The organism is Streptomyces sp. NPDC088732, assembly GCF_044751205.1.
Taxonomy (GTDB): Bacteria; Actinomycetota; Actinomycetes; order Streptomycetales; family Streptomycetaceae; genus Actinacidiphila.
The window spans coordinates 78,705-99,515 of the sequence record NZ_JBIVLI010000029.1 but is presented as its reverse complement, the minus strand read 5'-3'; the positions used below and the strand labels follow the sequence as shown (position 1 = coordinate 99,515).

Annotated in this window: 17 protein-coding genes; 4 read left to right on the top strand and 13 right to left on the bottom strand. The window is 73.5% G+C overall.

Going from position 1 to position 20,811, the window contains the following annotated elements:
- Window positions 1–124: 124 nt before the first annotated feature.
- The gene (gene lexA / locus ACIP9H_RS36370) at window positions 125–895 is read left to right on the top strand and encodes a transcriptional repressor LexA (protein ID WP_319659169.1); all 771 of its coding nucleotides are present in this window, start codon (window positions 125–127) and stop codon (window positions 893–895) included.
- 111 nt (window positions 896–1,006) lie between these two features.
- On the opposite strand, the gene ACIP9H_RS36365 is transcribed toward lexA, so the two are convergent.
- The 4 genes from ACIP9H_RS36365 to ACIP9H_RS36350 all read right to left on the bottom strand — a co-directional run bounded on the left by ACIP9H_RS36365 (window position 1,007) and on the right by ACIP9H_RS36350 (window position 7,138).
- On the bottom strand, window positions 1,007–3,016 hold the full coding sequence (locus tag ACIP9H_RS36365) for an ATP-dependent DNA helicase (protein WP_401593289.1): 2,010 nt from the start codon (window positions 3,014–3,016) through the stop codon (window positions 1,007–1,009).
- A 94-nt stretch (window positions 3,017–3,110) separates the two neighbouring features.
- On the bottom strand, window positions 3,111–3,860 hold the full coding sequence (locus ACIP9H_RS36360; RefSeq protein WP_401593286.1) for a GNAT family N-acetyltransferase: 750 nt from the start codon (window positions 3,858–3,860) through the stop codon (window positions 3,111–3,113).
- Window positions 3,861–3,897: 37 nt separating this feature from the next.
- Window positions 3,898–5,679, bottom strand: a complete 1,782-nt coding sequence (locus tag ACIP9H_RS36355; protein ID WP_401593284.1) for an IucA/IucC family protein — start codon at window positions 5,677–5,679, stop codon at window positions 3,898–3,900.
- Window positions 5,680–5,746: 67 nt separating this feature from the next.
- Window positions 5,747–7,138: a diaminobutyrate--2-oxoglutarate transaminase family protein gene (locus ACIP9H_RS36350; protein ID WP_401593391.1), complete on the bottom strand. Its 1,392-nt coding sequence runs from the start codon at window positions 7,136–7,138 to the stop codon at window positions 5,747–5,749.
- A gap of 224 nt (window positions 7,139–7,362) precedes the next feature.
- Here ACIP9H_RS36350 and ACIP9H_RS36345 point away from each other — a divergent pair, with 224 nt between their 5' ends.
- On the top strand, window positions 7,363–8,550 hold the full coding sequence (locus tag ACIP9H_RS36345) for a trypsin-like serine peptidase (protein WP_401593281.1): 1,188 nt from the start codon (window positions 7,363–7,365) through the stop codon (window positions 8,548–8,550).
- 79 nt (window positions 8,551–8,629) lie between these two features.
- Here the strand turns inward: ACIP9H_RS36345 and hflX are convergent, their stop codons facing one another.
- The 6 genes from hflX to miaA form a co-directional block, all read right to left on the bottom strand.
- The gene (gene hflX / locus ACIP9H_RS36340) at window positions 8,630–10,132 is read right to left on the bottom strand and encodes a GTPase HflX (protein WP_401593278.1); all 1,503 of its coding nucleotides are present in this window, start codon (window positions 10,130–10,132) and stop codon (window positions 8,630–8,632) included.
- Between the two features lie 177 nt (window positions 10,133–10,309).
- Window positions 10,310–11,845 (bottom strand): M1 family metallopeptidase, encoded by a 1,536-nt coding sequence (locus tag ACIP9H_RS36335; RefSeq protein ID WP_401963288.1) that lies wholly within the window; start codon window positions 11,843–11,845, stop codon window positions 10,310–10,312.
- Between the two features lie 71 nt (window positions 11,846–11,916).
- Window positions 11,917–14,049 carry a RelA/SpoT family protein gene (locus ACIP9H_RS36330; protein WP_401963286.1) on the bottom strand — a complete coding sequence of 711 codons (2,133 nt, stop codon included), beginning with the start codon at window positions 14,047–14,049 and terminating at the stop codon, window positions 11,917–11,919.
- Window positions 14,050–14,202: 153 nt separating this feature from the next.
- Window positions 14,203–15,081, bottom strand: coding sequence for a diaminopimelate epimerase (dapF, locus tag ACIP9H_RS36325; RefSeq protein ID WP_401593270.1), 879 nt, complete (start codon window positions 15,079–15,081; stop codon window positions 14,203–14,205).
- Between the two features lie 17 nt (window positions 15,082–15,098).
- Window positions 15,099–15,566, bottom strand: a complete 468-nt coding sequence (locus tag ACIP9H_RS36320; RefSeq protein WP_360912894.1) for a hypothetical protein — start codon at window positions 15,564–15,566, stop codon at window positions 15,099–15,101.
- Window positions 15,567–15,663: 97 nt separating this feature from the next.
- The gene (miaA, locus tag ACIP9H_RS36315; protein WP_401593267.1) at window positions 15,664–16,614 is read right to left on the bottom strand and encodes a tRNA (adenosine(37)-N6)-dimethylallyltransferase MiaA; all 951 of its coding nucleotides are present in this window, start codon (window positions 16,612–16,614) and stop codon (window positions 15,664–15,666) included.
- Window positions 16,615–16,720: 106 nt separating this feature from the next.
- Here miaA and ACIP9H_RS36310 point away from each other — a divergent pair, with 106 nt between their 5' ends.
- Window positions 16,721–16,936, top strand: a complete 216-nt coding sequence (locus ACIP9H_RS36310; protein WP_360912803.1) for an antitoxin — start codon at window positions 16,721–16,723, stop codon at window positions 16,934–16,936.
- On the opposite strand, the gene ACIP9H_RS36305 is transcribed toward ACIP9H_RS36310, so the two are convergent.
- Genes ACIP9H_RS36305 through miaB form a run of 3 tightly spaced genes read right to left on the bottom strand, consistent with a single transcriptional unit; the run spans window position 16,933 to window position 19,520 of the window.
- Window positions 16,933–17,637 carry a class III extradiol dioxygenase subunit B-like domain-containing protein gene (locus tag ACIP9H_RS36305; protein ID WP_401593264.1) on the bottom strand — a complete coding sequence of 235 codons (705 nt, stop codon included), beginning with the start codon at window positions 17,635–17,637 and terminating at the stop codon, window positions 16,933–16,935. The two genes, ACIP9H_RS36310 and ACIP9H_RS36305, sit on opposite strands and share 4 nt — an antisense overlap.
- Window positions 17,638–17,662: 25 nt before the next feature.
- Window positions 17,663–17,986 (bottom strand): hypothetical protein, encoded by a 324-nt coding sequence (locus tag ACIP9H_RS36300; protein WP_401593261.1) that lies wholly within the window; start codon window positions 17,984–17,986, stop codon window positions 17,663–17,665.
- A gap of 46 nt (window positions 17,987–18,032) precedes the next feature.
- Window positions 18,033–19,520: a tRNA (N6-isopentenyl adenosine(37)-C2)-methylthiotransferase MiaB gene (gene miaB / locus ACIP9H_RS36295; protein WP_401963299.1), complete on the bottom strand. Its 1,488-nt coding sequence runs from the start codon at window positions 19,518–19,520 to the stop codon at window positions 18,033–18,035.
- A gap of 136 nt (window positions 19,521–19,656) precedes the next feature.
- Here miaB and ACIP9H_RS36290 point away from each other — a divergent pair, with 136 nt between their 5' ends.
- On the top strand, window positions 19,657–20,640 hold the full coding sequence (locus ACIP9H_RS36290; RefSeq protein WP_401593259.1) for a TAXI family TRAP transporter solute-binding subunit: 984 nt from the start codon (window positions 19,657–19,659) through the stop codon (window positions 20,638–20,640).
- Window positions 20,641–20,811: the final 171 nt, after the last annotated feature.

Here is a 20,811-nt window from a genome sequence, read left to right as displayed (position 1 = left end):
ATATCATCGACCGCTTGATCTTGTCAGTGGAACTGTGGAAATTCACTCGAACGTGTGTTTGGCGCAACCTTTCGAAAGCAACTACCGTTGTCTTACTAGGGAGAACATCTCGAGAGGGGCCGCCGTGACCACCACCGCCGACAGCGCCACACTGACCGCCCATGACCGCCCCCAGGACCGGCTACGCCCGATGGATGCGATGAACGACGAGACCACCAAGCCCGCACGTGCGCTCCCCGGACGACCTCCTGGAATCCGCGCGGACAGTTCCGGACTGACCGACCGGCAGCGCCGGGTCATCGAGGTCATCAGGGACTCGGTGCAGCGCCGCGGGTACCCGCCCTCCATGCGGGAGATCGGCCAGGCCGTGGGCCTGTCGAGCACCTCGTCGGTCGCCCATCAGCTGATGGCCCTGGAACGCAAGGGGTTCCTTCGCCGGGACCCGCACCGCCCCCGCGCCTACGAGGTGCGCGGCTCCGACGCCGCGCAGGCGCAGCCGACCGACACCGCGGGCAAGCCCTCCGCGTCGTACGTGCCGCTGGTCGGCCGGATCGCCGCCGGTGGCCCGATCCTGGCCGAGGAGTCGGTCGAGGACGTCTTCCCGCTCCCCCGCCAGCTGGTGGGTGACGGCGAACTGTTCGTGCTCAAGGTCGTCGGCGACTCGATGATCGAGGCCGCCATCTGCGACGGGGACTGGGTGACGGTGCGCCGTCAGCCCGTCGCCGAGAACGGCGACATCGTCGCCGCGATGATCGAGGGCGAGGCCACGGTCAAGCGCTTCAAGCGCGAGGACGGCCATGTCTGGCTGCTTCCGCACAACTCCGCGTACCAGCCCATCCCGGGCGACGAGGCGACCATCCTCGGCAAGGTGGTGGCGGTGCTGCGCCGGGTCTGACCCACGACCCGCCCGTGACCGGGCCCCGGGACCTCTGCGCCGGTTCCGGGGCTCGTCTGTGCACGGGCGGACGGGGTGCGGCGGGCCACTGGGACGGGGCCCGCGCCCCGGTCAGACCACCTGCGCCTCGTTGGCCTTCGCGGCCGCGTCGATGGCGGCGAGCGACCTGCGGACCTGATTGCGGTCCGTGGTCTGCCAGAAGTCCGGCATCGACGCCTTGATGAAGCTGCCGTAGCGGGCCGTGGCGAGCCGCGGGTCGAGGACGGCGACCACGCCCCGGTCCCCGGCCGCACGCACCAGGCGGCCGGCCCCCTGGGCCATCAGCAGCGCCGCATGGGTGGCGGCGACCGCCATGAAGCCGTTGCCGCCCTTCTCCTCCACCGCCTTCTGACGCGCGCTCATCAGCGGGTCGTCCGGACGGGGGAAGGGAATCCGGTCCATCACCACCAACTGGCAGCTGTCCCCCGGCACGTCCACGCCCTGCCAGAGCGACAGCGTGCCGAACAGGCAGGTGCCGGGGTCGGCGGCGAAACGGCGGATCAGCTCACCCAGCGTCTCCTCGCCCTGGAGCAGCACCGGGTGGTCGATCCGGCCGCGCAGCGCCTCGGCGGCGGCCTGGGCCGCGCGCATCGAGGAGAACAGCCCGAGGGTGCGGCCCCCGGCGGCCTCGATCAGCTCGGTCAGTTCGTCCAGCATGTCCTCACGGCCGCCGTCGCGTCCGGGCTGGGAGAGATGCCGGGCGACGTAGAGGATGCCCTGCTTGGGGTAGTCGAAGGGCGAGCCGACGTCGAGGCCCTTCCAGACCGGGAGTTCGTCCTCGCCCTCCGCGGCCACGGTGCCCTCCGGCGGGAGCCCGAGCGAGGCCGCGACGCCGTTGAAGTCGCCGCCCAGGCGGAGGGTGGCCGAGGTCAGCACGACGGAGCGCTCGGTGAACAACTTCTCGCGCAGCAGCCCGGACACGCTCAGCGGTGCCACCCGCAGCGAGGCGCCGAAACGGTCGTGGCGCTCGTACCAGACCACGTCCCACTCGGAGCCCTCGACGATGCGCTCGGCGACCTCGTGGACGTTCTCGGCCGAGGCGAGCGCCATCTTGCGGACGGCGTCCTCGTCCTGCACGGAGCGGTCGCGGGTCTCGCCGAGCGAGGTGATGACCAGCCGGCAGGCGTCGCGCAGCGCCATCAGGGCGTAGCGCAGGTCCTCCGGCAACTCCTCCAGCCGCCCGGGCAGGGCGAGTTCCATCAGCCGCTCGAAGCCCTCGGAGGCGCTCATCAGCGCGTCCGCGGCCTTCTCGTTGACCAGTTTGGCGGCGAGTCTGACGGTGCGGTTGACCCGGCCGGGGGCGAGCTCGCCGGTGGCGACACCGGTGACCCGGGAGACGAGTTCATGGGCCTCGTCGACGATCAGCACCTCGTGGGAGGGCAGGACCGGCGCGCCTTCGAGCGCGTCGATCGCCAGCAGCGCGTGATTGGTGACGACGACGTCGGCGAGTTTGGCGCGCTCGCGGGCCGCCTCGGCGAAGCACTCGGCGCCGTACGCGCAACGGGTGGCGCCCAGGCACTCCCGGGAGGTGACGGCCACCTGCTGCCAGGCGCGGTCGGACACGCCCGGGGTGAGGTCGTCGCGGTCACCGGTCTCGGTCTCGTCCGACCAGTCCCGCAGCCGCAGCAGGTCCTGGCCCAGCTTGCTGGTCGGCGCCGCGGCCTCGAACTGGTCGAAGAGGCCGGGCTCGTCCGACTCCTCCTCCCGCGGCACGCCCTCGTGGAGCCGGTGCAGGCACAGGTAGTTCGACCGGCCCTTGAGCATCGCGAACTGCGGCTCGCGCCGCAGGAGCGGGCGGAGCGCGGTGACGGTGCGCGGCAGGTCGCGTTCGACGAGCTGGCGCTGCAGCGCCAGGGTCGCCGTGGCGACGACCACGCGCTCCCCGTGCGCCAGGGCGGGCACCAGGTAGCCGAGGGACTTGCCGGTGCCGGTGCCGGCCTGGACCAGTAGGTGGGAGCCGTCGTCCACGGCTTCGGCGACGGCTTCGGCCATGCTGACCTGGCCGGGGCGCTCCACGCCGCCGACGGCGGTGACGGCGGCGTGAAGAAGGTCGGTGAGGGCGGGCTTCGAGGGCTGTGTCATAGCAGGACCACCCTACGGGGCGGCACCGACAACGCAGGCGGCCACGGAATTCCCCGGTGCCCGGCACCCCGCGCAGTCCGCCTCGGCCTCCGCCTCAGAGGACGTGCCGCAGCGCCCGGTCGCGGATCAGCAGGGCGGCCCGCTTGCCGGGCAGCTGCACCTCCGCTGAGAACCGGAACCCCGCCGCGAGGAAGGCCGACACCGAGGGCGTGTTGCGCAGATCGGGCTCGGCGACCACCCGGGCGCAGCTCGGGCGGTGCTCCAGGACGTGGTCGGCGACCGCGCGCAGCAGGGTGCCGCCGAGGCCGCGCGCGCGGTCGCCGACGCGGCCGATGAGCAGGTGGAGCCCGGTGTCGTGGGGGCGGGCCGGGTAGTGGCGGGCGAGGGGGTCCAGGTCGGCGCGGTAGATCTCCCAGTAGCTCATGGGGACGCCGTCGAGCACGCCGATGCACGGCACGCTGCGTCCGTCGCCGTCGAGCTGGCCCCGCAGGTGCCGCTCGGCGACCGCCGGGGCGCCCGAGAGCTGCCAGAACGCGGCGACGGCGGGATCGTTCATCCAGCGGCTGACCACCGGCAGGTCGCGCTCGGGCCGGGCGGGGACGAGGTGGAAGGTCCCGGCCGGAGTGTCCACCGGGCCCCAGTCGGCGACCCCGTCGAGGAGGTCGTCCAGGGCGGCGGGGCAGCCCGCGCGGTCGTCGGCGGTGACGTCCTCCGCGAAGAGGGCGCGCACCTCGGGGGGCAGCTCCAGGTCCAGGGTGTCGTCCTGGGCGGGAGCACCCGGCGCTTCCGGGGCCGCGGTGCGGCCGGTGCGTCCGGCGTGGGTGTTGGAGTCGGCGGCCGTCATGGCGGCTGCGGCCTCCTTCCTTCGTGGCCTCCCGCGGTCAGGCGCGGAGGGGGTTGGGGACGGTGACGTACACGGACTGGGTGTCGACGGGGCCGACGAGTTCGTCCAGGCCGTGCAGCCGGGTGAGCAGGTTGGCCTTGCAGCGCAGCTCGGGTGCCTCCAGCAGCAGGCCCGGCAGCGGGGACCGGCCGCCCGCGGCGGCCTTGCCGAGGAAGCGGCGGAAGGCGGCCAGCAGGACCCGCTCGTCGGCCAGGCGCTGGGAACCGAAGGCGCCGATGAGGCCGAGGACGTTGTTGATGCCGAGGTAGTAGGCGAGGCGCTCGTCGGCGACGGTGTCCGGCACAAAGGTGTCGCTTTCCGCTCCGGCACCGGGCAGGCGCGCCTCCAGGGCGGTGCGGGCGCTCTCGCGGAAGTAGTAGCCCTGGTTGTCGCGGTAGCGGCCGCCGGCCGGCCAGCCGTGGGCGTCCAGCACGACGAGGGTGTTCTGCTGGTGGGCCTCCAGGGCGATGCCCGCCTCGCCGTCGAGCCACAGCACCGGGCGCACGACCGCGTCCAGGTAGCGCAGGAACCACTCGGCCGACACCGCCGCCGCGGGGCGTCCGCTGCGGGCCGCCAGCCCCCCGACGAGTTCGGCGAGGCGCGAGGTCATGCCCGGTCCCCCGTCGGGCGCGGGCCGGGGAGCGGTGAGGCCGGCGAGGCAGGCCACGTCGTCGCCGGGCCCGAAGGGGTTGTGCCGTACGACGACGTCGAGACCGCGGACGGGGGCGCCGCCGTCCGGGGCGTCGACGGCGAGCCACGCGGGATCGCGGACGATGTCGAAGCCCGGGTGCGCCAGGTGCCAGCGCTCGGCGAGGCCGGCCCGGAGCAGGCGGTGCACCTCGACGCCCCGGTGGAGCTCCTTGCGGAGGTTCTCGCGGCGGGAGTTGGTGATGCGTACGGCGAGGGAGAGCTTGAGCATCGCGGCCGTGCCGGGCCGCAGGACCGTCCGCACGGAGGACGTCGGGTGCCAGGGCTCGCCGGCCGCGCCCAGGTCGTGCAGCAGGCCGGCCTCCACCAGGGCGCGCACCTCGGGCCGGTGCGCGAGGTCGCGGGCCTGCCAGGGGTGCAGCGGCAGCGGGACGGTGCCGGGCGGGAGCCGCCGGACGACGTCGGGGCCCGCCAGGGCGGCGATCAGGCGGGCGGCCGGCACGGTGCGGCCGCGCTCGGTCCACGCCGAGTCGTGGGCCAGGACCGCGCGGTCCACCGCCGCCCAGTGCAGGGCGAAGGACCCGCGGTGCTCGGGCGCGTAGGCGGCCGATTCGGCCTCCGTCAGTCCTTCGCGGCTCTTGGGCGTGGGGTGCAGGGGGTGGCCGAGCACGAGGGCCTGCTCGGCGTCGAGGAACGGGGTCGTGCCGGGGGGCGCGGCCGGCCGTGCCCGGCGTTCGGTGACGATCGCCGCGGTCCTGCGGACGGAGTCCGCCACCCGTGCCACCAGGTCGGTGCCGTCGGGTCCGGGGACGGCGGCCTCCCGGGCGAGCAGTGCGGCCAGGGTGACGGCGTCCACCGCCCGGCCCCCGGCGGCCGGACGCGGGGCGCCGAATCGGTGGTGGCCGGTGGGCGACCAGTGGCGGACCGGCACACGCAGTTCGGTGCCGGTGACGGGCAGCGGCACGCACAAGGTGTCGCCCTGCGGCGCCGGCAGGCCCGTCTCGCGTGCCCAGCACCGCAGCAGGGCCTCGCTGCCGGCCGCGTCGGCGACGGCGTACGGCTCGTCGGCCTCCTCGTGCCGGGCCTGCGGGGGGACGGTGGCCGTGGTCCCGGGGGCGGGGCGTGCGGTCATGCGGTGGCTCCTGGGGGGTCGGCGTGGCGGCGCGCGGTGCCGGCGGGGTCCGGGGTCACGAGGTGCTTCACGTCCGATCCGCGCAGGCCGCCGCCAAGGCGTCGGCCAGGCGGTCGAGGACGGCCTCGCACTCCTCGTCGGTCATGGTGAGCGGGGGCAGCAGGCGGACGACGCTCGCGTCGCGCCCGCCGAGTTCGACGACGAGGCCGCGGTCCAGGGCGGCGCGGCGGACGGCGGCGGCCAGTCGGGGTGCGGTCGGTGGGACGCCGTGGGCGGTGGGCGCGGCCTGATGCTCGGGGTCGATCAGTTCGAGGCCGAGCATCAGGCCGCGCCCGCGGGCGTCCCCGACGCAGGGGTGGGCGGCGGCGAGGTCGCGCAGCCGGGCGAGCATGCGGGCGCCCAGGACGGCGGCGCGGGAGGCGAGGCCTTCACGCAGGACGTGGGTGAGGGTGGCGGCCCCCGCGGCCATGGCGAGCTGGTTGCCGCGGAAGGTGCCCGCGTGGGCGCCGGGCCGCCAGACGTCGAGCTCCTCGCGGTAGACGACGACGGCCAGCGGCAGGCTGCCCCCGATGGCCTTGGCGAGCACCATCACGTCCGGCACGACACCACTGTGCTCGACGGCCCAGAAGGCGCCCGTCCTGCCGACGCCGGTCTGCACCTCGTCGGCGATGAGCGGGATGCCGCGTTCGCTGGTGACGGCGCGCATGCGGCGCAGCCAGGTGTCGGGGGCGGGGATGACGCCGCCCTCGCCCTGGACCGGTTCCAGGAGCATCCCGGCGGGCGGCCGGACCCCGCCCTTGGGGTCGTCGAGCAGACTCTCCGTCAGCCGGGCCGAGAGTTCCGCGCCCCGCTCCCCGCCCACGCCGAACGGGCAGCGGTAGTCGTACGGGTAGGGGAGCCTGGTGACACCGGCGTCCGCGGCGGCGCCCGCGGCGCCCCGCACGGAGGTGTCGCCGGTGACGGCCAGCGCGGCGGCCGTCATGCCGTGGTAGCCGCCGGAGAAGGCGAGCAGCCCGTCGCGGCCGGTGGCGGTGCGCACGAGTTTCAGGGCGGCCTCGACGGCGTCCGTGCCGGCCGGGCCGCAGAACTGCACCTTGCCGTGCTCGGCGAGTTCGCGGGGCAGCGTCTCGAACAGGGCGGTGGTGAAGCGGTCCTTGACGGGGGTGGCCAGGTCGAGCACGTGCAGCGGCGCACCGGAGTCCAGGACGGCCCGGATGGCCTCCACGACGACCGGGTGGTTGTGGCCGAGCGCGAGGGTGCCCGCTCCGGAGAGGCAGTCGAGGTAACGGCGGCCGTCGGCGGCCTCGATGGTCATCCCGTGGGCGCGCACGGGTACGACGGGAAGCGTACGGGCGTAGGTGCGGGCCGCCGACTCGCGCAGCGACTGACGTCGCAGGATGCCCTCGGTGTCCCCGAAGTCGTCCTGGTGCACCGCCAGTCGGTCCGGTGCGCTCGGCATGGCGGCCACGTGCTCACTCCTCGGTGTCGGCTGCAGCGCCCCCGGAGCTACCAACGACCGCACGGGCGCACGGCAACTGCCTGTGCCGGAGATCTCACGGCGGAACCGCCCGCGCGGGCCTTGCCGTCCCCTTCCACGGGGCATACGTCGCCCATGAGCGGGCAGAGTTGGGCATTGCCCTTCAGCGAGCAACCACCATGTTCACTACAGGGGGATCGCAACCGATGTCATCGATAAGCCGGTTGGCCGTGGCGGCGACCACGGCCGCGTTGCTCGCCGTCACGGCGACCGCCTGCGGCGGTTCCGACGACAAGGCCGATGCCAAGCCCAGCCCTTCGGCGTCCGCGTCGTCCGGGGACAGCGGGCTCCAGTTGCCCACCGACCTGCCCACCACCCTTCCCACCAGCCTCGACGACCTGAGCAAGTGGGCGGACGCGCTCCAGAACGGCGGCTGGAAGGACTGGGACAAGGACAAGTGGCTGCGGGACGCCGCCGACTTCATCAACCCGATCATCAAGGACCTGTGGGACGCCGACCGGCTCCGCGAGGCCGACGGGACCCCGGACGACGAGCAGCGGGCCGACGTCACGCAGGCGGACGACGGCACCACCGACCCCGAGCCGGCCGCGATCCGGGCGCAGCGGCTGGCGACCCCGTTCCACGACGCCTCGCCGGCGACGGGCAAGCTGCTGTTCGACATGCCGGACGGGCAGGCGGTCTGCTCGGCGACCGTGGTGAGCGACCCGGCGAACCCGGGGAAGAGCAATCTGGTGTGGACGGCCGGCCACTGCGTGCACGCGGGCGCCGCGGGCGGCTGGTACCGCAACATCGTCTTCGTGCCCTCCTTCAACAACGGGGGCCTGAGCGGCGCGGCACTGCAGAGCGCCACCAAGGAGCAGCTCGCCCCGTACGGCACCTGGTGGGCGACGAAGGCCGGCACCTCGAAGCAGTGGATCGACGGGGGCGGGGAGTCCTCGGAGACCAGCTCGGCCTACCCGTACGACTTCGCCGTGCTGAAGGTGACGAACCCGGACTCCACCAGGTCGCTGGAGGAGACGGTCGGCGCCTCCGTACCCGTCTGGTTCGACGCGCCCACCTCGGCGGCCATCGACTCCATGGACATCCGCGGCTACCCCGCGGCGGCGCCCTTCGACGGCTACGGCTACCAGCAGTACCACTGCGCGGGAGACCCGGTCCGGCTGGCGCTCACCAAGGGCGCGCCGACGATGCACTGGCTCGGCTGCACCATGACGGCCGGCGCCTCGGGCGGCGGCTGGTTCGCCAAGGAGCCCGACGGCACGGTCGCCCTGGTCAGCAACACCTCGATCGGGCCGCAGGACAGCCCCCGGTGGCTGGCCGGACCCCACCTGGGGTCCGAGGCGGAATCGATCTTCGACACGGTGCGCCAGTAGCCGCGAGCGGCGAGCCGACAGAGAACGCCGCAGGGCCCGCCCCTCCATGGGGCGGGCCCTGCGGCGTACGTACGTGCCGCTAGTGGCGCGCGGCGAGCGCGAACGGCTCCAGTTCCGCCGCCAGCTCGTCGTGGACGCGGGCCTTGAGCAGCGTGCCGTCGCCGGTGTGCTCCTCGGAGAGCACCTCGCCGTCGGAGTGCACCCGGGCGACGAGCGCGCCGCGGGTGTACGGCACCAGGGCCTCGATCTCGACGGCGGGCCGCGGGAGCTCGTCGTCGATCATCGCCAGCAGTTCCTGGATGCCGCGCCCGGTGCGGGCGGACACCGCGATGGAGTGCTTCTCGCGGCGCAGCAGCGACTGCAGCACCACGGGGTCGGCCGCGTCGGCCTTGTTGATCACCACGATCTCCGGCACGTCCAGCGCGCCGACGTCGCGGAAGACCTCGCGGACCGCGGCGAGCTGCTCGTCCGGGTTCGGGTGCGAGCCGTCCACCACGTGCACGATGAGGTCGGCGTCGGCGACCTCCTCCATGGTGGAGCGGAACGCCTCGACCAGGTGGTGCGGCAGGTGCCGGACGAACCCGACGGTGTCGGCCAGGGTGTAGAGCCGGCCGCTCGGGGTCTCCGCCCGGCGCACGGTCGGGTCCAGGGTGGCGAACAGCGCGTTCTCCACCAGGACGCCCGCGCCGGTGAGCCGGTTGAGGAGCGAGGACTTGCCGGCGTTGGTGTAGCCGGCGATCGCCACCGAGGGCACCTTGTGGCGCTTGCGCTCCTGGCGCTTGAGGTCGCGGCTGGTCTTCATCTCCGCGATCTCCCGGCGCATCTTCGCCATCTTCTCGCGGATACGGCGCCGGTCGGTCTCGATCTTGGTCTCACCGGGACCACGGGTGGCCATGCCGCCGCCCGAGGAGCCGGAGCCACCGCCACCCATCTGCCGGGACAGCGACTGGCCCCAGCCGCGCAGGCGCGGCAGCATGTACTGCATCTGCGCCAGCGAGACCTGCGCCTTGCCCTCACGGCTCTTGGCGTGCTGGGCGAAGATGTCGAGGATCAGGGCGGTCCGGTCGACCACCTTGACCTTGACGACGTCTTCCAGGTGGATGAGCTGGCCGGGGCTGAGCTCACCGTCGCAGACCACGGTGTCGGCGCCGCTCTCCATCACGATGTCGCGCAGTTCCTGCGCCTTGCCCGAGCCGATGTAGGTGGCCGGGTCCGGCTTGTCGCGGCGCTGGACGACGCCGTCGAGGACGAGTGCGCCCGCGGTCTCGGCGAGGGCGGCGAGCTCCGCGAGGGAGTTCTCCGCGTCGCGGACGGTGCCGTCCGTCCACACACCGACGAGTACCACCCGCTCCAGGCGGAGCTGCCGGTACTCGACCTCGGTGATGTCCTCCAGCTCGGTGGACAGACCCGCCACGCGGCGCAGAGAGGCACGTTCGGAACGGTCGAACTGCTCGCCGTCACGCTCCCCGTCGATCTCGTGACTCCAGGCGACGTCCTCTTCCATCAGGGCGTCGGCCCGAAGGCTCTCGGGGAGGCGCTGGCGGCTGCTTGCAGAGCTCGAAGAGGAGGAAGAGGAGGTCATTGGATCCTTTGCTCGGAGAGGAATCGATGCGCGGGGCGCTCACGCCTCGCGTACGGGACAACGCCTGGCGCGTCCGGGGGATTCCCCGGCCGGGCCGCGGCGCCGTCGCCGTACGTAGATGGTCGCACGCCGGTCCCCGCCCGGTCACGCGACTTTCGCCCGTGCGGGCGCGGGCCCTCAGCGGTGCCCGCCGTGTGCCTGGCCGTGCGCATGCCCGTGGGACTGGCCGTGGGACTCCGCGTGCGGAGCGGCATGGGGTCCCGGTTTGGCGGGGGCCGGCTTCCAGTCCGGGTGGCCCGGCATCGGGGGTGTGGTGGGCCCGTACAGCCACGCCCGCAGGAAGGGGCCGAGGTCGCGGCCGGCGGTCTCGGAGGCCAGGTCGATGAAGTCCTTGGTGGTGGCCACGCCGTCGCGGTGCCGGGTGACCCAGGCGCGCTCCAGCTCCTGGAAGGTGTCGGCGCCGATCTCCTGGCGGAGCGCGTACAGGGCGAGGGCGCCGCTGAAGTAGACGTTGCCGCGGAAGATGCTCAGCTTGGCCTGCGACCCGGGGTTGCCGGGCACGAGCGGGTGGGCCGGGGGCCCGCCGGCGCGGCGCAGTTCGCCGTCGACCTCGTAGGCGCTCTTCGCGAGCTTGTCCAGCGTGTACTCGTGGTACTTCTCGGCGCCGTAGCGCCACTGGTACCAGGTGGCGTGGCCCTCGTTCAGCCACAGGTCGGACCAGGTCCCGGGGCTCACGCTGTCGCCGAACCACTGGTGGGCCAGTTCGTGCACCATCACCGGCGTGGCGTCCTGCTCGCGGGCGAGCAGGACGCGGCGCTCGAAGAGCGAGAGGGTCTGCGTCTCCAGTTCGAAGCCGGTGATCGTGTTGGCGCTGAGGATGCCGTAGGTCTCGAAGGGGAAGGGGCCGACCTGCTCCTCCATCCACGCGATCTGGTCGGCGGTCTGCGCCAGCCGCTTCTCCAGCGTCGCCCGGTCGGGGTCGGCGGCGTCCAGGACGTCGCGCAGGGGCAGGCCGCCGGGCCCGGTGCGGTGCAGGACGGCGCTGTGCCCGATGGAGACCTGCGCGAGCTCGGTGGCCATGGGGTGCGCCGTGCGATAGGTCCACGTGGTCGTGGCGCCCCGCGTGAGGGAGGGCTCGGGCAGGCCGTTGGCGACGACCGTGAGGTCCTTGGGGGCGGTGACGTGGAAGGCGAACCCCGCCTTGTCCGAGGGGTGGTCGTTGCAGGGGAAGACGGTGTGGGCGGCACTGGCCTGGTTGGCCATGACCAGCCCGTCCTTGGTGGGGATCCAGCCGCTGTCGTCCTTGGTGGTGGGGTCGCTGGTGTGGACGACGGTGATCTCCATCCGGCCGCCCTCGGGGACGGGGGCGGCCGGGGTGACGACCAGTTCCTCGCGCTCGGTGGTGAACCGGGCGGGCTGGTCGTTGACCTCGACGGAGCTCACGATGCCCCGGGCGAAGTCGAGGTGGAAGCTGTGCAGGGTGTCGGTGGCGAGCGCGTCGATGCGGGTGACGGCGCTGAGCGGCCGATTGTTGCCGTGGTAGGTGAGCGAGATGTCGTAGTCGTGGACGTCGTACCCGGGGTTGCCGAGCTCGGGGTAGAGCCGGTCGCCGATGCCGGCGGAGGTCGAGTCGCCGCCGGGCAGTCCCGCCGCAGTGAGCGCGATCACCGCGGCCGCGGTGAGGGCGCCGCGGCGCGCAAAGGATCCGATCATGAGACATCGGTATCAGCGCTCCGGGCACCTGAGGTGGCGGCGCGTCAGCACCCCACCCGATCGGGTATTCCTCAGGCCTGTGGGGTGGCGAGGGTCCCCTGGGCGCGGTACACGTCGTAGACGCCGGGTACGGCGCGCATCGCGCGCATCAGGGCCGGAAGCGCTCCCGGATCAGGCAGTTCGACGGTGTACGTGTGGCGTACCCGGTGCTCCTGCGGGGGCTCCACGGCGGCGTAGACGATGGCGGCGCCCTGGCCGGCGATGACCTCGGTCAGGTCGGCGAGCAGCCGCGGACGGCCCAGGGCCTCGGCGTAGAGCGTGGCGCGGTGGCCGGAGCCGGGAGCGTCGTGCCGCCACCGGACGGCGACCGGGGCGCGGCCGGAGTCCACCATGCGGGCGCTGACCGGGCAGCCCGCCCGGTGCACGGCCACCGTGCCGCCGCGGATGACGAAGCCGGTGATCCCGTCGGGCGGCACGGGCGTGCAGCAGCGGGCCATCCGCACGGTGCCGCCGGGCGGGTCGGTGTCGGCGGTCTCCGCGAGCGGGTCGGCGGTACGGCGCGTGCTGGTGGCGGCGGCGCGGACGGTGGGCGTGGCCGGCTGCTCCTCGGGGCCGGCCGGCGGGTGGGCCTCCAGCCACCGGCTGATGGCGATGCGGGCGGCGGGGGTGCGGGCGTGCTCCAGCCACTCCGGGGACGGCCCGGAGGCCTCCTCACCTGTGGTGCGGGCCATGAGCAGTTGCAGGGTGTCGCCGTCCTTGAGCGGGGTGCGCAGCGGCGCGAGCCGGCCGTTGACCCGCGCGCCGACGACGGCGTGGGCGGCCTCGCCGTGCAGCGCGTAGGCGGCGTCGGTGCACGTGGCGCCGTCGGGCAGGCCCACGGTGCCGCCGTCGGCGGAGAAGACGGTGATCTCGCGGTCCTGGGCGAGTTCGTCGCGCAGGGTGCTCCAGAAGAAGTCCGGGTCGGGGGCGTCGCGTTGCCAGTCGAGCAGCCGGGCGAGCCAGCCGGGCCGGGTCGGGTCGACGCGCTCGCCCTCGGCGCCCTCGGGGGCCTCGCCCGCCGTGTACGGATTGCCGAGCGCGATGACGCCGGCTTCGGCGGCCAGGTGCATCTGCCGTGTGCGGATGAGGACTTCGGCGATCCGGCCCTCGGTGTCGCGGACGGCGGTGTGCAGCGACTGGTAGAGGTTGAACTTCGGTGCCGCGATGAAGTCCTTGAACTCGGTGACGACCGGGGTGAAGCAGGTGTGCAGCTCGCCGAGGACGGCGTAGCAGTCGGCGTCCTCGGCGACCTGGATCAGGACGCGGCCGAAGTCGCTGCCGCCGGGACGCGCGCCGCCGCGCTTGAGCCCGACCCGGTGCACCGACACCACGTGCCGCGGCCGCACGTCGACCGCGGCGCCGATGCCGGCGTCCCGCAGCACCCGTCGCACGTCCTCGGCGACGGCGTCCAACGGGTCGGGCAGGGCGGCGTGTTCGACGATCAGGTCGGTGGTGCGGCTGTACTCCTCGGGGTGCAGGATGGCGAAGACCAGGTCCTCCAGCTCGGTCTTGAGCGCCTGGACGCCGAGGCGTTCGGCCAGCGGGATGAGCACGTCGCGGGTGACCTTGGCGATGCGCGCCTGTTTCTCGGGGCGCATCACGCCGAGGGTGCGCATGTTGTGCAGCCGGTCGGCGAGCTTGATCGACATCACGCGGACGTCGTTGCCGGTGGCGACCAGCATCTTCCGGAAGGTCTCGGGCTCGGCGGCCGCGCCGTAGTCGACCTTCTCCAGCTTGGTCACGCCGTCGACGAGGAAGCGCACCTCCTCGCCGAACTCCTCATGGACCTGATCCAGCGTCACGTCGGTGTCCTCGACGGTGTCGTGGAGCAGCGAGGCGGTCAAGGTCGTGGTCTCGGCGCCCAGTTCGGCCAGGATCAGGGTCACCGCGAGCGGGTGCGTGATGTACGGCTCCCCGCTCTTGCGCATCTGGCCGCGGTGCGAGGACTCGGCGAGCTCGTAGGCCTTGCGCAGGATGGCGAGATCGGCGCCGGGGTGCCGCATGCGGTGCACCTTGGCGATGTGCTCGATCGCGTCCGGCACGCGCCCGCGGCCGCCGGGACCGAGCAGGGCCGCGCGCCCCAGGCGGCGCAGGTCCGCCGCCCGAGGGATGCGCCTGCGCCCCTCGGCGTTCGGGGCGGCTTCCACTGCGTTGTCTGGGCTCATACGGGCACCTCCGGCAGCGTCGACCGGCGGCGGGACGGCTTCCGTGCCGGTGCTTGATGCTACCGAGCCCATCACGTGCCGCTGCCACGCTCTCGCCCAGCGTGATCGGCATCACCCGTTCGAGCGAATGAACACCCCGGGGGACGGGTACGCTTATGCGCCCTCGCGCATCAGGACCGGATCGATCACGCCTGTTGCGACAATGACGGCCGGGCCGGTCATCTCCACGGTGCCGTCCGGGTGTTCGGTGACGGTCAGGCGCCCGCCGGGCACGTCCACGGTGTACGTCTGCGGACGGCCCGTCACCGCCGGGTCGATCCCGTCGCGGCGGGCGGCGGCGACCATGACGGCGCAGGCTCCCGTGCCGCAGGAGCGGGTCTCGCCGGAGCCGCGCTCGTGGACGCGCATGGCGACGTGCCCGGGGCCCCGGTCGACCACGAACTCGACGTTCACGCCGTCCGGGTAGGCCGCGGCGGGCTCCCAGACCGGGGACGTCAGCAGGTCGCCGGCGTCGGCGAGGTCGTCGACGAAGGCGACGGCGTGCGGATTGCCCATGTTCACGTTGCGGGCCGGCCAGCGGCGCCCGCCGACGGAGACCTCGACCTCCCCCGCGGGGAGCGCGACACGTCCCATGTCCACGGTGACGTCGCCGTCCTTGGCGAGGTGCGCGCGCCGCACGCCGGCGCGGGTGGCGACCGCGAGGTCGCCCGCCTCCGCGAGACCGGCGTGCTCCAGGTAACGGGCGAAGACCCGGACACCGTTGCCGCACATCTCGGCGACGCTGCCGTCGCCGTTGCGGTAGTCCATGAACCACTCGGCCTCCGCGGCCATCGCCGCGGCCTCGGGGTGCTTCGCCGAGCGGACCACCCGCAGCACGCCGTCCGCGCCGATCCCGGCCCGGCGGTCGCACAGCCGGGCGACCATGGCGGGGGTCAGGTCGAGCTCCCCGTCGTGGTCGGGGACGATCACGAAGTCGTTCTCCGTGCCGTGCCCCTTGAGGAACGGCAGGCCCTGCGGTGCGGCGGTGGTCATGCCCCCGATCCTACGGGTCAGCGCAGGCGGGCGACGCGCCAGAAGGCCAGCAGCGCCAGCACGAGGATGATCGCCGCGTACAGGGCGAGGTAGCGCCAGTCGGGGCGCCGCTCGGAGCCGCGGGCGGGCAGTCCCGGCCAGGTGTGACCGACCTTGCGGGCGGCCATCAGGCCCCAGCCGGCCGCGCAGCAGCCCAGCAGGAAGCCGAGCATGGCGACCACGGCACCGCCGTCGCCGGTCTCGAAGGCGAGCGGGAAGGCGAACATCAGCGAGCCGAGCGCGCCCAGCCCGACGATCGGGGCGATCTGCCAGACCCGCAGCCGGCGCTCGGGGCGCAGTTCGCTGAAGGACTGCTCCTCCTCGGCGAGGGTCTGCGCGTCGAGCGGGTCCTCCAGGGGTCCGTCGACGACCAGGCGGTCGTGCTCCGCGTCCGCGGCACCCTCCGCCTGTTCCGGTTGCGGTCCGTTGCGAGGGCCGGCTTCCATCGCCACGCGCCCTCCAAAGAGTCCGACACCGTAGCCCGATGCTCGATGATGGCACGGCCGAAGTGGCGTCAAGTGCCGGTGGGGCGTCCCGATGCCATCACGTGATCAGGCTGTGACCGCTGGGCCGGGCCGGGTCGAACAGGGCGAGGGCCTGGGCCACCAGTTCCTCGCCGCGTCCGCCGAGCCAGTGCACACGGCTGTCCCGGCGGAACCACGAATCCTGACGGCGCGCGAAGCGTTTGGTGGCGCGCACGGTCTCGTCGCGCGCCTCCTGCTCGGTGCAGGCACCCAGGAACGCGGCCAGAACCTGCTGGTAACCGAGCGCCCGGGAGGCGGTCCGCCCCTCGCGCAGACCGGCCGCCTCCAGTGCCCGCACCTCGCCGACCAGCCCGGCGTCCCACATGCGGTCGACACGCAGCGCGATCCGCTCGTCGAGTTCGGGGCGCGGCACGTCGACGCCGATCTGGACGGTGTCGTAGACCGACCCCTTGGAGTGGGCGTCGGGCAGGTTCGCGGTGAAGGGACGGCCGGTGATCTCCACGACCTCCAGTGCGCGCACGACCCGCCGCCCGTTGCTGGGCAGGATCGCTCGCGCCGCTTCGGGGTCGACGGCGGCGAGGCGGGCGTGCAACGGCCCGGAGCCCCGCTCCTCCAGCTCGGCCTCCAGCCGGGCCCGGACCTCGGGGTCGGTGCCGGGGAAGTCCAGGGCGTCGATCGCGGCACGCACGTAGAGGCCGGAGCCGCCGACGAGGACGGCGCTGCGCCCGGCGGCCAGCAGCCGGTCGATCTCGGCACGGGCCAGGCGCTGGTACTCGGCGACGCTGGCGGCCTCCGTGACGTCCCAGATGTCCAGGAGGTGGTGCGGGACGCCGTGCCGCTCCTCCTCGGCGAGCTTGGCGGTGCCGATGTCCATGCCGCGGTACAGCTGCATGGAGTCGGCGTTGATCACCTCACCGTCCAGGGCCCGGGCCAGGGCGACACCGAGGTCGGACTTGCCGGCGGCCGTGGGGCCGACGACGGCGATCACGTGGGGGGCGTCGTTCTTCACGTGCACAGTTTCGCAAATTCCGGCGGCGCGGATTCACCCCCGGACGGGTAGCATCATCAAACAGAAAAGGTCATTTCGGGCTATTCCACGCAGGGGACGGTGAGCCATGAGCTTCATGGACACGCTGAAGGCCAAAGCCGAGCAGGCCAGGGTCAAGGCCGGGGATTTCGTGGAGCGCCACGGCGACGCGATCGAGTCCAAGCTCGACAAGGTCGCGCACACGGTGGACGAGAAGACCAAGCACAAGTACAGCAGCAAGATCGACTCGGGCGTGGACAAGACCAAGGGCGCCCTGGGTCAGATGAAGGAAAAGCGGGACTAGGACCAGACCGACACGAAGTAGCCCACTCCGTAGGGCGCCTCGTCGTACAGCAGCGCGCCGCCGAGTCCGGCCTGCTCCCCCGCACCGGCCAGCACCTGCCACGGTGCGCGGCCCGCCGCTCCCAGCTCGCTCGCCAGCCCCGCGTCCAGCCCGGCCAGTGCGGCCGTGTCCGCGCCGCCCAGTGCCCGCGCGACGGACGCGTCGAAGGCCTCGGCCCGGTCGTCCAGGTAGCCGGGCGCCTTGAGGGTGCGGCAGTTGGTGCCGTCCGCCATGACGAGCAGCGCGACCCGGTCGGCCAGGTCCGCGAGCCCCCGGCCCAGCTCCAGCATGCGCGCCACCGGGGCGTCCTCGGGCACCGCGCAGCCGTGCAGGGGCGCGGCCAGGCGGGCGTCGTCCAGCAGCACGGCGGCGACCGTCAGCGCGGGAGCCAGCGGCTCGGGGTCGGAGCCGTCGCCCAGGCGCACCGCGCGGTTCACTCCGTACGGGCGCAGCGACCCGGTGCCCCCGCCCTCCCAGACGTGCGAGCCCTCCCCCGCAGCGACCGCGCCGACCACGACGAGCAGGTCCGGGCGGGCCGCGGCGACGACGGCCAGCGCGTCGGCACAGGCGGCGCGCAGGGCGTCCAGCTCGGCGGAGGCACCCGCGGCGACCTCGGGCACGAGCAGCGGCGGACAGGGGCACACGGCGGCGGCGACCAGCATGATCGGAAGCCTAACGCGCGCCGGCTCACCAGCCCTCGGGCACACGGTCCCGGGGCGTGGCCGCCACCGAGGGGTCCTTGCTGTCGGCGACCAGCTCGGCGACGGTGAAGCGGCAGATGTAGGTCGTGGTCATGCCCTCGTTCACCTGGAGCAGGCCGTCGGCCGTGCGGTAGGTCGAGGTGCGCCGTACGCTCAGCGGCTTGCGGGGCCGGAAGGCCTGCGCCGCGCCCTCCAGGGCCCGCAGCGCGTCCTCACGGCTGCCGTCGGCGTGGCCGAGCAGGTCGAACTCCCAGCGCCTGCTGTCGCCGCTGCCTGCGGTCTCCTCGACGAACAGTCCCCACCGGCTCATGCCGTCCCCCTTGGATCTGCTGTTGTGCCGCCGGGTACCCGGCGGGTCAGTGGGCGGCGCAGCCGGGCGCGGCCGCGGGCACCGGCGCCGGGACGCCGATCGTCGGCAGCCCGAGCATCACGCCCGCCGGCTTGGCGGCCGCGGCCGCGGTGCGGCGCTCCCAGGCGTCGCCCGCCGGGGTGCGCCGGACGGCGAAGGCGGGGCGTTCCGCGAGCAGGTGGTGCGGCGCGGCGTAGGTGATCTCGGCGGTCACCATGTCGCCGGGGCGCACGGGCCCGGCCGGCGGCGCGAAGTGCACCAGGCGGTTGTCGCCGGCGCGCCCGGACAGCCGCCGCGTGGCGTCGTCCTTGCGGCCCTCGCCCTCGGCGACCAGGATCTCCAGGGTCCTGCCGACCTGCTTCTTGTTCTCCTCCCAGGAGATCTCCTCCTGGAGCGCGACCAGGCGCTCGTACCGCTCCTGCACGACGGCCTTGGGCACCTGCCCGTCCATCTCGGCGGCGGGAGTTCCCGGGCGCTTGGAGTACTGGAAGGTGAAGGCCTGGGCGAACCGTGCCTCGCGCACCACGTGCAGCGTCTGCTCGAAGTCCTCGTCGGTCTCGCCGGGGAAGCCCACGATGATGTCGGTGGAGATGGCCGCGTCCGGCATGGCCGCGCGCACCTTCTCGATGATGCCGAGGTAGCGGTCCTGCCGGTAGGAGCGGCGCATGGCGCGCAGCACCGTGTCGGAACCGGACTGCAGCGGCATGTGCAGCTGGTGCATCACGTTCGGGGTCTCGGCCATGGCCGCGATCACATCGTCGGTGAAGTCGCGCGGGTGCGGCGAGGTGAAGCGCACGCGCTCCAGCCCGTCGATCTTCCCGGTGGCGCGCAGCAGCTTGCTGAAGGCCTCCCGGTCGCCGATGTCGGAGCCGTACGCGTTGACGTTCTGGCCGAGCAGGGTCACCTCGACGACGCCCTCGGCGACCAGGGCCTCGACCTCGGCGAGGATGTCGCCGGGGCGGCGGTCCTTCTCCTTGCCGCGCAGCGCGGGGACGATGCAGAAGGTGCAGGTGTTGTTGCAGCCGACCGAGATCGACACCCACGCCGCGTACGCGGACTCCCGCCGGGTCGGCAGCGTGGAGGGGAAGGTCTCCAGCGACTCGGCGATCTCGACCTGGGCCTCCTCCGCGACCCGGGCGCGCTCCAGCAGCACCGGCAGGCTGCCGATGTTGTGGGTGCCGAACACGACGTCGACCCAGGGGGCCTTCTTCACGATCGTGTCGCGGTCCTTCTGCGCCAGGCAGCCGCCGACGGCGATCTGCATGCCCGGGCGGGCCGCCTTCTGCGGGGCCAGGCGGCCGAGGTTGCCGTACAGGCGGTTGTCGGCGTTCTCGCGGACCGCGCAGGTGTTGAAGACCACGACGTCCGCGGCCACGGTGCCGTCTGCGTCCTTGGGCGCCCGGACGTAGCCGGCCGCCTCCAGGAGGCCCGCCAGCCGCTCGGAGTCGTGGACGTTCATCTGGCACCCGTAGGTGCGGATCTCGTAGCTCTTCACATCCTGCTCTTCACGCTGCACCCGTCCAGGGTAAGGGGGCGCCGGAGGCGCTCGTGCTCGCGTTCCCCCCGGACGGGCCCGCGGCGGAGCGGGCGCACGCTGGCCAGGGCGGGAGGGGGCTGGCAGTATCGCCCGGATGAAGGCTCCCCGGATCGGCAGGCGCCGGGCCGTGCAGGCGGTGCTGGCGAGCGCGGCGGCGACCGCGCTGCTGCTGTGGTGGCTGCTGCCCGCCGACGGGCCGTCGCGCCCCCGGGGAACGGTGTCGTTCTCGACCGGGTCGCGCAACGGGGTCTACGAGACCTACGGCAAGCGGCTCCAGCCCTACCTGCGCACCGATCTGCCGGGCGTCCAGGTGCGGCTCGTGCCGTCCGAGGGCTCGGTGGACAACGTGCGGCGGGTGGCGACCGGCAAGGCGGACTTCGCCATCGCCGCGGCCGACGCGGTCGCGGACTACCGGGGCGCGGGGGCCGGGCGGCTGCGGGCCTGCGCCCGGCTGTACGACGACTACATGCAGCTGGTGGTGCCCGCCGGCTCCCGGGTGCGGTCGGCGAAGGACCTGCGGGGCCTGCGCGTCGGGGTGGGGCAGCCCAGTTCCGGGGTGAACCTCATAGCGCGGCGGCTGCTCACCGCGGCGGGCCTCGGGCACAAGGGGGACGTGCACCGGGAGCCCGTCGGCATCGACACGGCGCCGCAACTGCTCCGCGAGGGCAAGCTGGACGCGTTCTTCTGGTCGGGCGGGCTGCCGACCAAGGCCGTGACGGATCTGGCGGAGCGCTCCGACATCAGGCTCGTCCAGCTCGGCGACCTCGTAACGGCGCTGCACTCCGGGCGCGACGAGTCCGGCTACTACCGGCAGGCCCTGATGCCGGCGGACGCCTACCCGATGATCCAGGGCGGGCGGGCCGTGCAGACGATCGCGGTGGCCAATCTGCTGATCACCACGGACCGGGAGGACACCGGGCTGGTGGAGCGGCTCACCCGGACCGTCATCGACAGCCGGGACCGGATCGGCCAGGAGGTGCACGCCGCACAGCTGGTGGATCTGCGGACGGCCGTCTTCACCGACCCGCTCCCGCTGCACGCGGGGGCCGAGCGCTACTACCGCTCCGTGAAGCCGTAGACCCGCCGGCGTGCTCCCCGCGGCATCGCGCCGTGCCCCGGCGCGCGGGAAGCAGGCCCTTTAAGCGGCGTTCCGTCCGACATGTGATCATCTCCCTTCCCGGGGGCCGATGTTCATCCCTTGCGCCGCCCCATAACCTGTAGCCGACCACGGACCGATGGGGGCACAGGC

Excerpts from the sequence above, each read along its gene's own strand:
- ACIP9H_RS36335 (WP_401963288.1), bottom strand. The coding sequence starts at position 11,845 with ATGATCGGATCCTTTGCGCGCCGCGGCGCCCTCACCGCGGCCGCGGTG.
- ACIP9H_RS36350 (WP_401593391.1), bottom strand. The coding sequence starts at position 7,138 with ATGCCGAGCGCACCGGACCGACTGGCGGTGCACCAGGACGACTTCGGG.
- dapF (WP_401593270.1), bottom strand. The coding sequence starts at position 15,081 with ATGACCACCGCCGCACCGCAGGGCCTGCCGTTCCTCAAGGGGCACGGC.
- ACIP9H_RS36360 (WP_401593286.1), bottom strand. The coding sequence starts at position 3,860 with ATGACGGCCGCCGACTCCAACACCCACGCCGGACGCACCGGCCGCACC.
- ACIP9H_RS36365 (WP_401593289.1), bottom strand. The coding sequence starts at position 3,016 with ATGACACAGCCCTCGAAGCCCGCCCTCACCGACCTTCTTCACGCCGCC.
- ACIP9H_RS36345 (WP_401593281.1), top strand. The coding sequence starts at position 7,363 with ATGTCATCGATAAGCCGGTTGGCCGTGGCGGCGACCACGGCCGCGTTG.
- ACIP9H_RS36305 (WP_401593264.1), bottom strand. The coding sequence starts at position 17,637 with ATGCTGGTCGCCGCCGCCGTGTGCCCCTGTCCGCCGCTGCTCGTGCCC.
- ACIP9H_RS36310 (WP_360912803.1), top strand. The coding sequence starts at position 16,721 with ATGAGCTTCATGGACACGCTGAAGGCCAAAGCCGAGCAGGCCAGGGTC.
- ACIP9H_RS36290 (WP_401593259.1), top strand. The coding sequence starts at position 19,657 with ATGAAGGCTCCCCGGATCGGCAGGCGCCGGGCCGTGCAGGCGGTGCTG.
- ACIP9H_RS36300 (WP_401593261.1), bottom strand. The coding sequence starts at position 17,986 with ATGAGCCGGTGGGGACTGTTCGTCGAGGAGACCGCAGGCAGCGGCGAC.
- ACIP9H_RS36355 (WP_401593284.1), bottom strand. The coding sequence starts at position 5,679 with ATGACCGCACGCCCCGCCCCCGGGACCACGGCCACCGTCCCCCCGCAG.
- hflX (WP_401593278.1), bottom strand. The coding sequence starts at position 10,132 with ATGACCTCCTCTTCCTCCTCTTCGAGCTCTGCAAGCAGCCGCCAGCGC.
- ACIP9H_RS36320 (WP_360912894.1), bottom strand. The coding sequence starts at position 15,566 with ATGGAAGCCGGCCCTCGCAACGGACCGCAACCGGAACAGGCGGAGGGT.
- ACIP9H_RS36330 (WP_401963286.1), bottom strand. The coding sequence starts at position 14,049 with ATGAGCCCAGACAACGCAGTGGAAGCCGCCCCGAACGCCGAGGGGCGC.